This is a genomic window from Bacillus sp. B1-WWTP-T-0.5-Post-4, assembly GCF_009183795.1.
GTDB classification, from domain to species: Bacteria; Bacillota; Bacilli; order Bacillales; family Bacillaceae_G; genus Bacillus_A; species Bacillus_A cereus.
In genome coordinates this window covers 560,778-575,040 of the sequence record NZ_WEIJ01000001.1, presented here as the reverse complement: position 1 = coordinate 575,040, position 14,263 = coordinate 560,778, and the positions used below count along the sequence as shown (strand labels likewise).

The window sequence follows — 14,263 nt, the reverse complement described above, 5'->3', positions numbered from 1 at the left end:
TGACGTTTTCGTTTATGTTACCCTTTATTTTTCGTTTTATTCGAAGTTTGTAATCTTTCATAAACAGTAGAAAGTGCTTGCTCAAATTTTCCTGTCGTTTTCGGTTTATAATATTGCTTGCTTTTTATTTTATCAGGTAAGTATTGTTGCCTTACCCAGCCGTTTGGATGGTCGTGCGGATATAAATATCCAATGCCTCTTCCAAGTGATTCTGCGCCTTTGTAATGACTATCTTTTAAATGGCTTGGAATGTCACCTGTTTGACCGTTGCGTAAATCGTGTAATGCAGCATCAAGTGCTTTATAAGCTGAATTTGATTTTGGTGATAAGCATAGCTCGATAACGGCATTTGCAAGTGGGATGCGTGCTTCTGGGAATCCAACTCGTTCAGCTGATTCAATTGCAGCTAGTGTACGTGGTCCAGCTTGTGGGCTAGCAAGTCCAATATCTTCATAAGCCATAATAAGAAGGCGTCTGCCAATGCTTTGTAAATCACCTGCTTCAATAAGGCGTGCTAAATAATGGAGTGCTGCATTTACATCACTTCCGCGCACTGATTTTTGAAATGCTGATAATACATCATAATGAGCATCGCCGCCTTTGTCGTGGACGAAGCTCTTCTTTTGTAAGCATTCTTCTGCAATCTCGAGTGTGATTTCAGCCGCTTGATCGTCTGTAGTAAAGCTAGATAATACAGCAAGCTCAAGTGCGTTATAAGCGGAACGCATATCACCACCAGAGGCGTTTGCAAAGTGATGTAGTGCTTCATCTGTTACCGTTACTGCATATTCTCCAAGGCCTTTTTCTTTATCTTCTAAAGCTCTTTTTAACCCAATTAAAATATCTTCTTCTGTTAGTGCGTGTAATTCGAAAATTTGACACCTGCTTCGAATAGCGGAGTTTATTGCATGGAATGGATTACTTGTCGTAGCACCAATTAAAGTAAGAAGTCCGCTTTCTAAGTGAGGTAATAGAAAGTCTTGCTTTGCTTTATCTAGACGGTGAACTTCATCTAAAATTAAAACGAGGTGTCGATGCATCTTCGCTTCTTGTACGACAACTTCCATATCTTTTTTATTGTGAGTAACAGCGTTCAATAGACGAAACGGGGTACCGGTACTTCCTGCAATTGCACTGGCAATGGATGTTTTTCCTGTACCTGGAGGACCGTATAAAATCATAGATTGAAAATGATTGGCTTGGACCATTCGCCATAAAATCTTTCCTTCACCAACTAAATGTTGTTGCCCAATAATTTCTTGAATATTTGTAGGGCGCATTCGATGTGCGAGTGGTTGTTTCATTTGGACCGTCTCCCTTAATATATAATCTCGTTCTATCGTATCATTTTTTTCTACGGAATTTGAAATAGGATGCTGTTTTATGGGTAAATGAATACGAATATTTTCATTTTTCTTTCAATTGTAATAATTTCCGAGTTTTTCAATGTGATTTTATGTTATCATTTTGATACACAAGTTGAAATTTCTTATAATACTATATTATGCTATAATTTCATAGGATTTTAAATTGTGTTCTTTTATAAATAAGATATAACCAATAGAAGTGAAAATTTGAAAAGAGGTGCAAAATAGATGAAGATTTCAACGAAAGGCCGCTACGGCTTAACAATTATGATCGATCTTGCAAAAAAGTTTGGTGAAGGTCCGATTTCATTAAAATCAATTGCGCAGGCACATGACTTATCGGAACATTACTTAGAGCAATTAATTTCACCACTTCGTAACGCGCGTCTAGTAAAGAGTACACGCGGAGCATATGGCGGATATGTACTATCAGATCAACCGGCTAACATTACAGCTGGGGATGTAATCCGTGTATTAGAGGGGCCGATTAGTGTTGTAGAAATGATAGAAGAAGAAGAACCAGCACAACGCCAGTTATGGATGCGTGTTCGTGATGCGGTACAAGAAGTGTTAGATAGTACAACGTTAGAAGATTTAGTACGTTATGAGGAAGAAAATCACGGGGGCTATATGTTTTACATTTAATTCCTTGTGAAACGATTTGGAAAGAAGGAGATTTAATGGAACGCATTTACTTAGATCATGCTGCGACATCTCCGACTCACCCAGAAGTGGTCGAAAAGATGATTCCATATATGACAGAAATATTCGGGAACCCGTCTAGTATTCACTTTTATGGACGTCAAACGCGCCATGCAGTAGATGAGGCGAGACGAGTGTGTGCACGCAGCATTCATGCGAATCCGAATGAAATTATATTTACGAGCGGTGGTACAGAAGCTGATAATTTAGCGCTTATAGGTGTAGCACGTGCGAACCGTCATAAAGGTAACCACATAATAACGACGCAAATTGAACATCATGCGATTTTGCATACGTGCGAATTGTTAGAGCGTGAAGGGTTTGAAGTGACATATTTACCTGTCGATGAAACAGGGCGCATTCAAGTTTCTGACATACAAAAGGCATTAACAGAAGAGACGATTCTTGTATCTGTTATGTTTGGGAATAATGAAGTAGGGACAATGCAACCAATTGTGGAAATAGGAAAGCTGCTAAAAGATCATCAAGCTTATTTCCATACAGATGCGGTACAAGCTTACGGTTTAGTAGAAATTAATGTGAAAGAGTTTGGAATTGATTTATTATCAATTTCAGCACATAAAATTAATGGGCCAAAAGGTGTAGGGTTCTTATACGCTGGTGCAAATGTGAAATTTGAACCGTTATTAATAGGCGGAGAGCAAGAAAGAAAACGCCGTGCTGGTACGGAAAATGTGCCTAGTATTGCTGGGCTTCAGCATGCAATTCTTATAGCTGAAAAAACTCGTGAGCAAAAAAATGCCCAATATGAAGAGTTTAAAGATATAATGGTATCTGTCTTCAAAAATGAAGGCATTACTTTCGAGGTAAACGGAAACTTAGAACATCGCTTACCGCATGTACTTAATGTAAGTTTTACAGGAATGAACATTGAACCATTTCTTGTGAACTTAGACCTTGCTGGCATTGCAGTATCAAGCGGTTCTGCTTGTACAGCTGGTTCGATTGATCCATCACATGTATTAGTAGCGATGTTTGGAAAAGACTCCGATCAAATACGTTCATCCGTACGCTTTAGTTTTGGACTTGGAAATACGAAAGAGCAAATTGAAAAAGCGGCGTACGAAACAGTGAAAATCGTGAAGCGATTAACACAAAATTAGCATGGGAGGTGACATGATGAACAAACTACCTCACGAAACACGCGTTGTCATCGGAATGTCCGGTGGCGTCGATTCATCTGTAGCAGCACTTTTATTAAAAGAGCAAGGTTATGATGTAATCGGAATTTTTATGAAAAACTGGGATGATACAGATGAGAATGGTGTCTGCACAGCAACAGAAGATTACAATGATGTAATTGAAGTGTGTAACCAAATTGGTATTCCGTATTATGCAGTAAACTTTGAAAAACAATACTGGGATAAAGTATTTACGTACTTCTTAGATGAGTATCGAGCTGGTCGTACACCAAACCCAGATGTAATGTGTAATAAAGAAATTAAATTTAAAGCATTTTTAGAGCATGCAATTGCGCTTGGTGCGGATTATGTGGCAACAGGCCATTATGCACGCGTTGCTTATATGGACGGCGAATATAAAATGCTTCGCGGCGTTGATGACAATAAAGATCAAACATATTTCTTAAATCAATTAAGCCAAGAGCAATTATCAAAAACAATGTTCCCGTTAGGTGAATTAAAGAAACCGCAAATTCGTGAAATGGCGAAAGAAGCTGGCTTAGCGACAGCGGCGAAAAAAGATAGTACAGGTATTTGCTTCATTGGTGAGCGTAACTTTAAAGATTTCTTAAGTAACTACTTACCGGCACAACCAGGTGTAATGCAAACATTATCTGGTGAAGTGAAAGGGAAGCATGACGGTTTAATGTATTATACAATTGGACAACGTCATGGCCTTGGAATTGGTGGTAATGGTGATCCATGGTTTGCTGTTGGGAAAAATCTAAAAGAAAACATTTTATATGTTGATCAAGGATTCCATAACGAACTTCTATATGGTGATGAAGTTATTGCTACGAATGTAGGATGGGTAAGTAACAAAGAAAAAGAAACAGAATTTAAGTGCACGGCGAAATTCCGTTATCGTCAAGAAGACAATAAAGTAACGGTTCAAATCGTTGATGAAAATACAGTTCGTATTCTTTGTGATGAGCCAATTCGTGCAATTACACCAGGACAAGCAGTCGTTTTCTATGATGGAGATGAGTGCTTAGGCGGTGCTACAATTGATGAAGTATACCGTAGTGGTAAGAAATTGGATTATTTAGGATAAACGAGAAGCCTCTGCCGATTAGCGGTTAGAGGTTTCTTTTACATAAAGCGAATTTTCGTTCGCTTGGAAAATACATTCTTTGTTATAATTTGTTGTAGAGGTGAAGGACATGTCAAACAAACTTGAAACAGGTATTCAATATATGCAAGAAGGAAACTGGGAAGAAGCAGCTAAAAATTTTACAGAAGCAATCGAAGAAAATCCGAAAGATGCGCTTGGATACATTAATTTTGCAAATTTATTAGACGTATTAGGTGATAGCGAGCGAGCGATTTTATTTTATAAACGCGCACTAGAGTTAGATGATAAATCTGCAGCTGCCTATTATGGTTTAGGAAATGTATATTATGGCCAAGAGCAATTTACTGAGGCGAAAGCTGTATTTGAACAAGCAATGCAAGCTGGATTACAATCAGCTGATGTAACATTTATGTTAGGTATCACACATGTACAGCTTGGAAATGATCGTCTTGCACTACCATTCTTACAAAGAGCAACAGAATTAGATGAAAACGATGTAGAAGCTGTATTCCAGTGCGGACTTTGCTTCGCGCGATTAGAACATGTTCAAGAGGCGAAACCTTATTTTGAAAAGGTATTAGAAATGGATGAAGAGCATGCAGATGCGTATTACAATTTAGGTGTTGCGTACGTATTTGAGGAAAATAATGAGAAGGCTCTCGCTTTATTTAAGAAAGCAACTGAAATTCAGCCAGATCACTTTTTAGCGGGTAATGGCGTTCGTTTATTAGAGCAAGAAGCTGAATAAGATAAAAATATAGTTTAATGGGTAGTTATCCCTCATCTAAAAAGGTGGGGGATGTACTGCTCATTAAAGTGAAAATATCGGAAAGGAGAGGAAAGATGGGAAATCAACATGCAATGGATTTGTTTGAGGAAGAGAAAAAGTTTATAAAAGCGCAAGTTCTTCATACCATTTTCCACAACGAAGAAAACCTCTATTCCGTTGTCAGTATGAAAGTCATTGAAACGAATGAAACGTATGACGAAAAGAAAGTAATGATAAACGGTCATTTTCCCCGCATGCATGAAGATGAAGTGTTTACATTGACTGGTCATTTTAAGGACCATCCAAAGTATGGAAAACAATATATGGTTGAAACATTTAAAAAAGAATTGCCGCAAACAAAAGCAGGTATGGTGCAATATTTAGCGAGTGATTTATTTAAAGGGATAGGAAAGCGTACAGCTGAAAAAATTGTGGATCATCTCGGAGAACATGCTATTTCTAAAATTATGGATGACCCTGAGGCATTAAATGGTGTTGTTAATAAACAAAAGGCTCAGGAAATATATGAGACAATTGTTGAACATCAAGGATTAGAGAAAGTAATGAGCTTTTTAAATGGCTACGGTTTTGGAACGAAACTTTCTATTAAGATTTACCAGCAATATAAAGAGATGACATTAGAAGTGATTCGTAATAATCCGTATCAACTTATTGAAGAAGTGGACGGGATTGGTTTTGGAAGAGCGGATGATATAGGGCGTGCGTTAGGGATATCGGGTAATCATGACGACCGTGTACGAGCGGGATGTTTTTACACATTAGAGAATGTCTCATTACAACTTGGTCATGTTTATATGAGGAAAGATCAACTTGTAAGAGAAACGATGTCACTTTTAAACAATCAAGAAGGAAGAGTGACTGAGGAAGATATTATAGGTTGTATTGAAACGATGCAAAGTGAAGGGAAAGTCATCATAGAAGAAGAACGAGTGTATTTAGCGACGTTATTCTACTCTGAAAAAGGTGTTGTAAAGTCTATTCGCAGGCTTATGAATCAAGAAGAAACACCTTCATTTCCAGAAGCGGAAGTGTTAAAAACGTTAGGTGAAATTGAAGAACAACTGAACGTACAATATGCACCGTTTCAGCAAGAAGCAATTCAAACGGCACTTCATAAACCGATGATGTTATTGACAGGTGGACCAGGAACAGGGAAAACAACAGTTATTAAAGGGATTGTTGAAATGTATGCGTCACTTCACGGATTATCGTTAAATCCGAATGAATACAGTGATGATAATCCATTTCCAATACTATTAACAGCTCCAACAGGAAGAGCAGCGAAGCGGATGAGTGAATCGACAGGACTTCCAGCTTGCACAATTCACCGTTTACTTGGTTGGACGCCAGAAGGATCTTTCCAGCGTAATGAAACGGATCCTGTCCAAGGTAAGCTCCTTATTATCGATGAATTTTCAATGGTTGATATTTGGCTTGCAAATCAGCTATTTAAGTCGTTGCCGACGAATATTCAAGTTATCGTTGTAGGTGATGAAGATCAGTTGCCATCTGTAGGACCTGGACAAGTATTAAAAGATTTATTAAATGCAGGCGCAGTTCCGACAGTGAAGCTTACTGAAATTTATCGTCAAGCGGAAGGCTCATCAGTCATTCAACTTGCCCATGCGATAAAAAATGGAACTCTACCACCAGATTTAGCGCAAAACAAAAAAGATCGTTCGTTTATCAGCTGTACAGGGGCTCAAATTGTTGAGGTTGTGAAAAAAGTTTGCGAAAATGCTAAAACAAAAGGCTTTAGTGCAAGGGATGTTCAAGTATTAGCACCGATGTACCGCGGGCCTGCTGGTATTAATGTATTAAACGAAGCGCTGCAACAAGTATTTAATCCGAAGAGGGAAAAGAGTAAAGAAATTGCTTACGGTGATGTTGTGTACCGAAGAGGCGATAAAGTACTGCAACTCGTGAATCAGCCGGAGAGCCAAGTGTTTAATGGTGATATTGGGGAAATTGTTTCGGTGTTTTATGCGAAAGAGAACGTTGAGCAACAAGATATGATTATCGTTTCATTTGATGGAATTGAGGTAACGTATACGAAGCCCGATTTAAATCAAATTACGCATGCATATTGTTGTTCCATTCATAAATCACAAGGTAGTGAATTTCCGATTGTTATTATGCCAATCGTGAAAAGTTACAACCGTATGTTACGTCGTAATTTAATTTACACGGGTATTACAAGAAGTAAGAAGTTCCTTATTATTTGCGGGGAGGAAGCAGCTTTCCAATCTGGTGTAAATCGCCTTGATGATGCAATGCGTCAAACAACTTTAGCTAGTCGCTTGCAAGAATCACAAGGAGAAGTACAGATGGTCACAGTTAATGGCGAGGAAATGGACGTGGAAAACATTTCACCGTATGATTTCATGTAACAAGGTGAAATTATATAGTGAAACTTTCAAACGCATAGCGTTGAAAGGCTCCAGTAATGTATAAATGAATGCAGTTTGGACATAATGGCGAATAGAATCTGGGAGACTGTAAGGAGATGAAAGCCATATGTTCATTTGTCCAAATTGCAAAGGGAAAGACATTGGAAAAATAGGTGTCAACCAATTTTATTGCTGGAATTGTTATATCGAATTATCGGTTTCAAAGGGGAAAATCCATACACATCAAGTTGAGGAAGATGGTTCATTAAGCTCTCTTGATGATTTATTTGATGAGAATGAAAGAACGATCGGATAACGAAAAGGGGGATTTACTTTGAATCTACGCAATTCATTAATCGCATTAGGTGTTGGAGCTGCAGCATATCAATATGCTCGTAAACAAGATGTATTTTCAAAACGCAATATGAAAAAAGCACGTAAGATGATTAAGTCTTACTTATAATCATTTCGATAAATTGAAAAACTCCCTTGTAGACAAGGGAGTTTTTTTATGCACCCATATGCAAATAAAAAAGTCCGATCTCTGAGAAAAGATAAGATAGACCGTAGCAGCCAACGCCAAGTATTCCATACTGCCATAATTGCTTCGCTTTTTCTTTACGTGAGGAATGAATAAAGAACCCCTTCCAAATACCGAACCCGATACAAATCCATTCAAGAATCATAAAAAGTGCTGATAATCCAAGCATAAATAAAACCATAATTAGCCCTCCTGATTATATTAATTCATGCTGTATTCTCAGGGGTGGTTGTCCTTGTTATGTTATTTATATGTACGTCTTTAAAAAACAGTATGGTCCGTATGAAAAGATTTTAAAAGTTTCGCACATAACCTACCCCATTTATTTTCAAAATAAAGGTGGAGGAGGTTTTTCATGTGAAGAATCTTAAAATCATTTGGATATATCGTTTAGGATTATTGTTACTTGTTTTTCTTTGTCTGCTCGTCTTTTTAAAAATTAAGCCGCTATGGGCACCGATTATTTTTGTATTTAAAGTAGCAATCACGCCGTTTCTTATCGCGTGTTTTATTGCGTATTTATTGCACCCTTTAATTGAAAAAATTCATAAGGAAGGGATGCCTCGTACACTTGCCATTTTGCTCATTTATATCCTTTTCTTTGGCGGAATTGGTTATGGGATTTATAAAGGAACACCAGTCGTTATTAAACAGTTACAAGAGATTAATGAACAATTTCCCCAGTTTACAAAGATGTACGATTCGTGGATGGATGGCGTTACAGAACAAACAGCGAATTTCCCTTCGTTCATTCATGAAAAGGTGAAGCAACTTTTTGTGGGTGTGGAAACGAAGATTCAAGCGCTTTTAAATAAAGTGATGAGTACAGCTCGTGGTGTACTCGATTCATTGCTCATTATTTTCTTAATACCGTTCATTGTATTTTACATATTAAAAGATTATGGTGAGTTTTATCATATCTTTTGGAAACTAGTCCCAAGTAAATGGCGAGGTACGGGGCAAATGCTTGCGAAAGAAATTGATAAGTCACTTGGAAGCTATATTCGAGGACAGTTATTTGTTTGTTTAGTATTAGGGGGAGTATCAGCTCTTTCTTTTTGGTTTATCGGTATGAAATATCCATTATTGCTTGGCATTATTATTGGGGTAACGGATATAATCCCATACTTCGGTCCTATTTTAGGAGCGATCCCGACGTTAATGATTGCAGCAACAGTATCAACGAGTTTACTTATTAAGGCGGGGATCACGATTGCGATTTTGCAATTTGTGGAGAGTAACATTTTATCGCCTTACATCGTTGGTAAGTCACTTCGTATGCATCCCGTTATTATTATGCTTGCCTTACTAGTTGGGGGAGAGGTAGCTGGGATTGTAGGGTTACTAATATCTGTTCCGATTTTAGCAGTTATTCGCACTGTCATTGTTCATGTGAGACCGCTCTTGAAAAAAGAAGATGTGTAAGTATAGAAGCCCTCTATGTAAGAAATAGAGGGCTAATCATATATTTATTTAGAAAGCTGCTCGTGTATCTTTTGAACGAGGGAGCTCACATCATTTGTTTGAATATGTTTTATTTTTTTCCATTCGTTATCATACATAAATATAATTTGATTGTTGAAAAGACGCTTTTGTTCTTTTAGATTAGAAATTTTTGCGAAAGAGTACTCTTCAAATATTGGATTCTTACTTACATCTGGCCCATAAAAGAATAGTCTTTTGTTCGTTAAAATTAGCAATCCTGGCCTTGCGACGGAACGATAAATAAATATGTCTAATGAACATGCTGCGTAAAATAATATCGTTTCGTCAGTCGCTAATATGTTTTTAGCTTTGCTAAGTAAGGTTGTCATTGTGATCGCTCCTTTATTTTATTAACAATAATTTAATTATAGCAAAAAAAGTAATATTTAGAAATTTTTATAAATCATTCTTATAAGGAGATTCCGATTTGTTAATAAATGCATACTATATGAAAAGGCTGTTAAGAATGAATAGTAGAATACCTATGATAAATAAGCAATTAATACAATATAAATGATTATCTACATTGACAAACTTAAGAGAATTCTATTATATTTAGTCATATAATACATTAAATCAATGACGGAACAAGTACGTTACAGTCCATTTCTAGAGAGAAGCTTCCATATGGCTGAAAGAAGCTTTAGATGAAGGGTAACAGAAAGCTAATCCTGAGAGCAGCTAATCACTGCCGTCTTGCCACGTTACGGCACCATGAGGTGATGAATTGATTGTTATTGTAATCAATTCATAATTAGGGTGGTATCGCGAGTTAACTCTCGTCCCTTTTATAGGGACGGGAGTTTTTTATATTTAAGGAGGAAAATACAATGAAACAACTAACAGGCGCACAAATTCGTCAAATGTTTTTAGACTTTTTCCAAGAAAAAGGACATGCAGTAGAACCTAGTGCATCACTAGTTCCGCATGAAGATCCATCTCTTTTATGGATTAATAGTGGTGTAGCTACATTAAAAAAATATTTTGATGGACGTGTAATCCCACAAAATCCACGTATTACAAATGCTCAAAAATCAATTCGTACAAACGATATTGAAAACGTAGGGAAAACAGCTCGTCACCATACATTCTTTGAAATGTTAGGAAACTTCTCAATTGGTGATTACTTCAAAGAAGAAGCAATTACATGGGCTTGGGAATTCTTAACGAGCGACAAATGGATCGGATTCGATAAAGAATTACTATCAGTTACAATCCATCCAGAAGATGAAGAAGCATTCACAATTTGGAATGAGAAAATGGGCGTTCCAAAAGAGCGTATTATTCGCTTAGAAGAAAACTTCTGGGATATCGGTGAAGGACCAAGTGGACCGAATACAGAGATTTTCTATGACCGCGGAGAAGCTTACGGTAATGACTTTAGTGACCCAGAATTATATCCAGGCGGAGAAAACGAGCGTTACTTAGAAGTATGGAACCTTGTATTCTCTCAATTTAACCATAATCCAGACGGTTCATATACACCACTTCCTAAGAAAAACATTGATACAGGGATGGGTCTAGAGCGTATGACATCTATCGTTCAAGATGTACCTACGAACTTTGATACAGACCTATTCATGCCGATGATTGGTGCAACAGAAACAATTTCTGGTGAAAAATATCGTAATGGCGATTTAGAAAAAGATATGGCATTCAAAGTAATTGCTGACCATATCCGTACAGTAACATTCGCTGTTGGTGACGGTGCTCTTCCATCTAACGAAGGCCGTGGTTATGTATTACGTCGTTTATTACGCCGCGCTGTTCGTTATTCGAAGAAATTAAACATCAACCGTCCATTTATGTTTGAATTAGTACCGGTTGTTGGAGAAGTAATGAAAGACTTCTATCCAGAAGTACTTGAAAAGAAAGATTTCATTGCGAAAGTTGTGAAGAACGAAGAAGAGCGTTTCCATGAAACACTTCATGATGGTGAAGCGATTTTAGCTGAAGTAATTGCAAAAGCAAAAGAAGAAAAAACAACTGTTATTTCTGGAGTAGATGCGTTCCGTCTATATGACACATACGGTTTCCCAATTGAATTAACAGAAGAATATGCAGAAGAAGCTGGCATGACAGTTGATCATGAAGGTTTTGAAAATGAAATGGAAAAACAACGTGAGCGTGCACGTGCTGCTCGTCAAGACGTTGATTCTATGCAAGTTCAAGGTGGTGTCCTTGGAGAAATTAAAGTAGCGAGCGAATTCGTTGGTTACGGTACAGTTGCAACAGAAAGTAACGTTGTTGCACTTGTGAAAAACGGTGAATACACAGACAGCTTACACGCTGGTGAAGAAGGACAATTAATGCTTGATGTAACACCATTCTATGCTGAGAGCGGTGGACAAATTGCAGACCGTGGTTACCTTCTTGCAGATGGTGTGAAAGTTCTTGTAAAAGACGTACAAAAAGCACCAAACGGCCAAAACTTGCATAAAGTTGTTGTTGAAGAAGGTACATTAACGAAAGATGCGGCTGTAAAAGCTATTATCGATACGAAAAACCGTAGTAGCGTTGTAAAAAATCATACAGCAACTCACTTACTACACCAAGCATTAAAAGACGTACTTGGAACACACGTTAACCAAGCAGGTTCTCTTGTAACTTCTGAACGTCTACGTTTTGACTTCTCTCACTTCGGTCAAGTACAAGCTGACGAATTAGAAAAAATTGAGCGTATGGTAAACGAAAAAATTTGGGAAAGTATTGATGTTGAGATTTCTCAAAAAGCAATCGAAGAAGCGAAAGAAATGGGCGCAATGGCATTATTCGGTGAAAAATACGGAGATGTTGTACGCGTTGTACAAGTTGGCGATTACAGCTTAGAGCTTTGTGGTGGTTGTCACGTTGATAATACAGCTTCTATCGGTATTTTCAAAATCGTTGCTGAGTCTGGTATTGGTGCAGGAACTCGTCGTATTGAAGCAGTAACTGGTAAGTCTGCATACGAATTAATGAACGATCAAGTAGGTTTATTAAAAGAAGCAGCAGGAAAAATGAAAACAAATCCGAAAGATATTTTAACAAGAGTTGATGGTCTATTTGCTGAAGTGAAACAACTGCAAAAAGAAAATGAATCTCTTGCTGCGAAATTAAGCAATATCGAAGCTGGAAACTTAACTGATTCTGTAATGACAGTTGATGGTGTGAATGTATTAGCAGCGAAAGTAAATGTTGCAGATATGAACAACTTACGTACGATGATGGATGATCTGAAAAATAAATTAGAGTCAGCAGTTGTTGTATTAGCGTCTGTTAATGACGATAAAGTAAACATCCTAGCAGGTGTAACGAAAGACTTAATTAGCCAAGGTTACCATGCTGGTAAACTTGTGAAAGAAGTAGCTTCTCGTTGCGGCGGTGGCGGTGGTGGCCGTCCTGATATGGCACAAGCAGGCGGTAAAAACCCAGCTCAAGTCGAAGAAGCTTTAGCATTTGTACAAGAGTACGTTAAATCTGTTTCAAAATAAAGAGATAGTAGTGTACAATGGTAGGGAGAGGAGAAGTTCTTCTCCCTATACTTACTATATAAGTGAGGTGCTTGAAATGGACGGTTTTGATAAAACAATGAAGTTTAGCATTCAAGATGAAAAACAGAGTGTCCATGTAAATGATGTACTTTTAACTGTGTATGATGCACTTCAAGAAAAAGGCTATAATCCGATTAACCAAATCGTCGGTTATTTATTAAGTGGAGACCCAGCATACATACCTCGCCATAAAGATGCACGTAGCATCATTCGCAAGCTTGAACGTGATGAGTTAATTGAAGAGCTTGTGAAGTCTTACTTGAAACATCATCGTGAGGAGTAGTTTATGCGGATATTAGGTTTAGATGTAGGTACAAAAACAGTCGGAGTTGCAATTAGCGACGAAATGGGCTGGACAGCACAAGGATTAGAAACAATTAAGATTAACGAAGAACGAGGTCACTTTGGTTTTGATCGTATTTCTGAGTTAGTAAAGCAGTACAATGTGGACAAAATAGTAGTAGGTTTACCTAAAAATATGAATGGTACAATTGGCCCACGTGGCGAAGCGTGCCAACAATTTGCAGAAAACCTACGAGAGCTGTTACAATTAGACGTTGTAATGTGGGACGAGCGTTTGTCAACAATGGCAGCGGAACGTCTACTCATTTCAGCTGATGTAAGTCGTAAGAAGCGAAAACAAGTAATCGATAAGATGGCTGCAGTCGTAATCTTACAAGGATTTTTAGATAGAAAATAAGAGGTGACCAAAATGGAAGAACGTCAAATTACAATTGTAGACGAAAAAGGTAACGAACATTTATGTGAAATTATTTTCACTTTTGATGCTGACAAATTTGGTAAAAAATCATACGTAATCTTCTCTCCAATCGGTGAAGTAGATGAAGATGGAGACCCAATTTATGATGCAATGGCTTATGAGCAAAATGAAGAAGAGGGCGGAGTTTTACTTCCAATCGAATCAGAAGAAGAGTGGGAAATGGTACAAGAAACGTTTAACACTATTGCTGATGAGCAAGAAGCTGAATAATAAGTACTGAAAAGATGGACGACATACAGTCCATCTTTTTTTGTATTTATATGTAAAATGAAAGATTTTTTGTCGAAACTGTGTAAGTCTTTGTAGTATAATGAGACGGATTGTAGAAAAATAAAGTGTCAATTAAAAAAGATAAGTGAATTTGTTGCGTTTTTACATCGTGCTGTATAGAAAGGTG

Annotated in this window: 15 protein-coding genes and 1 other annotated feature; of the genes, 12 read left to right on the top strand and 3 right to left on the bottom strand. The window is 37.5% G+C overall.

Annotation, left to right across the window (positions count from 1 at the left end):
* Positions 1-17: 17 nt before the first annotated feature.
* Positions 18-1,304: a replication-associated recombination protein A gene (locus GBN91_RS03170; RefSeq protein WP_000812943.1), complete on the bottom strand. Its 1,287-nt coding sequence runs from the start codon at positions 1,302-1,304 to the stop codon at positions 18-20.
* A gap of 291 nt (positions 1,305-1,595) precedes the next feature.
* Here GBN91_RS03170 and cymR point away from each other — a divergent pair, with 291 nt between their 5' ends.
* The 7 genes from cymR to GBN91_RS03135 all read left to right on the top strand — a co-directional run bounded on the left by cymR (position 1,596) and on the right by GBN91_RS03135 (position 7,989).
* On the top strand, positions 1,596-2,012 hold the full coding sequence (gene cymR, locus GBN91_RS03165) for a cysteine metabolism transcriptional regulator CymR (RefSeq protein ID WP_000704116.1): 417 nt from the start codon (positions 1,596-1,598) through the stop codon (positions 2,010-2,012).
* A gap of 35 nt (positions 2,013-2,047) precedes the next feature.
* Entirely contained in the window at positions 2,048-3,193 is a 1,146-nt protein-coding gene (locus tag GBN91_RS03160) for a cysteine desulfurase family protein (RefSeq protein ID WP_000439882.1), read from the top strand.
* A gap of 16 nt (positions 3,194-3,209) precedes the next feature.
* A complete protein-coding gene (mnmA, locus tag GBN91_RS03155; protein WP_001038010.1) occupies positions 3,210-4,325 on the top strand; it encodes a tRNA 2-thiouridine(34) synthase MnmA in 1,116 nt (371 codons plus the stop codon).
* 109 nt (positions 4,326-4,434) lie between these two features.
* Positions 4,435-5,094 carry a tetratricopeptide repeat protein gene (locus tag GBN91_RS03150; RefSeq protein WP_000066409.1) on the top strand — a complete coding sequence of 220 codons (660 nt, stop codon included), beginning with the start codon at positions 4,435-4,437 and terminating at the stop codon, positions 5,092-5,094.
* A 95-nt stretch (positions 5,095-5,189) separates the two neighbouring features.
* Positions 5,190-7,526 (top strand): SF1B family DNA helicase RecD2, encoded by a 2,337-nt coding sequence (recD2, locus tag GBN91_RS03145; RefSeq protein WP_000528082.1) that lies wholly within the window; start codon positions 5,190-5,192, stop codon positions 7,524-7,526.
* A 127-nt stretch (positions 7,527-7,653) separates the two neighbouring features.
* Positions 7,654-7,842 carry a hypothetical protein gene (locus GBN91_RS03140; protein ID WP_000469281.1) on the top strand — a complete coding sequence of 63 codons (189 nt, stop codon included), beginning with the start codon at positions 7,654-7,656 and terminating at the stop codon, positions 7,840-7,842.
* A gap of 18 nt (positions 7,843-7,860) precedes the next feature.
* Entirely contained in the window at positions 7,861-7,989 is a 129-nt protein-coding gene (locus GBN91_RS03135; RefSeq protein ID WP_001053553.1) for a YrzQ family protein, read from the top strand.
* 46 nt (positions 7,990-8,035) lie between these two features.
* Here GBN91_RS03135 and GBN91_RS03130 read toward each other — a convergent pair whose 3' ends face one another.
* Complete coding sequence (locus tag GBN91_RS03130; RefSeq protein ID WP_000242535.1) at positions 8,036-8,248, bottom strand: hypothetical protein; 213 nt, start codon at positions 8,246-8,248, stop codon at positions 8,036-8,038.
* Positions 8,249-8,424: 176 nt separating this feature from the next.
* On the opposite strand from GBN91_RS03130, the gene GBN91_RS03125 reads away from it, so the two are divergent.
* Positions 8,425-9,492: an AI-2E family transporter gene (locus tag GBN91_RS03125; protein ID WP_000793128.1), complete on the top strand. Its 1,068-nt coding sequence runs from the start codon at positions 8,425-8,427 to the stop codon at positions 9,490-9,492.
* A 44-nt stretch (positions 9,493-9,536) separates the two neighbouring features.
* Here GBN91_RS03125 and GBN91_RS03120 read toward each other — a convergent pair whose 3' ends face one another.
* Positions 9,537-9,881 (bottom strand): PH domain-containing protein, encoded by a 345-nt coding sequence (locus tag GBN91_RS03120; RefSeq protein WP_000209578.1) that lies wholly within the window; start codon positions 9,879-9,881, stop codon positions 9,537-9,539.
* 241 nt (positions 9,882-10,122) lie between these two features.
* Positions 10,123-10,342: a binding site (T-box leader), on the top strand.
* Positions 10,343-10,382: 40 nt separating this feature from the next.
* On the opposite strand from GBN91_RS03120, the gene alaS reads away from it, so the two are divergent.
* The 4 genes from alaS (at position 10,383) to GBN91_RS03100 (ending at position 14,076) form a co-directional block, all read left to right on the top strand.
* Positions 10,383-13,025 (top strand): alanine--tRNA ligase, encoded by a 2,643-nt coding sequence (gene alaS / locus GBN91_RS03115; protein ID WP_152121247.1) that lies wholly within the window; start codon positions 10,383-10,385, stop codon positions 13,023-13,025.
* Between the two features lie 76 nt (positions 13,026-13,101).
* Positions 13,102-13,368 carry an IreB family regulatory phosphoprotein gene (locus tag GBN91_RS03110; protein WP_000348590.1) on the top strand — a complete coding sequence of 89 codons (267 nt, stop codon included), beginning with the start codon at positions 13,102-13,104 and terminating at the stop codon, positions 13,366-13,368.
* 3 nt (positions 13,369-13,371) lie between these two features.
* Positions 13,372-13,785: a Holliday junction resolvase RuvX gene (ruvX, locus tag GBN91_RS03105; protein WP_001221192.1), complete on the top strand. Its 414-nt coding sequence runs from the start codon at positions 13,372-13,374 to the stop codon at positions 13,783-13,785.
* 12 nt (positions 13,786-13,797) lie between these two features.
* Positions 13,798-14,076: a DUF1292 domain-containing protein gene (locus GBN91_RS03100; RefSeq protein ID WP_000392730.1), complete on the top strand. Its 279-nt coding sequence runs from the start codon at positions 13,798-13,800 to the stop codon at positions 14,074-14,076.
* Positions 14,077-14,263: the final 187 nt, after the last annotated feature.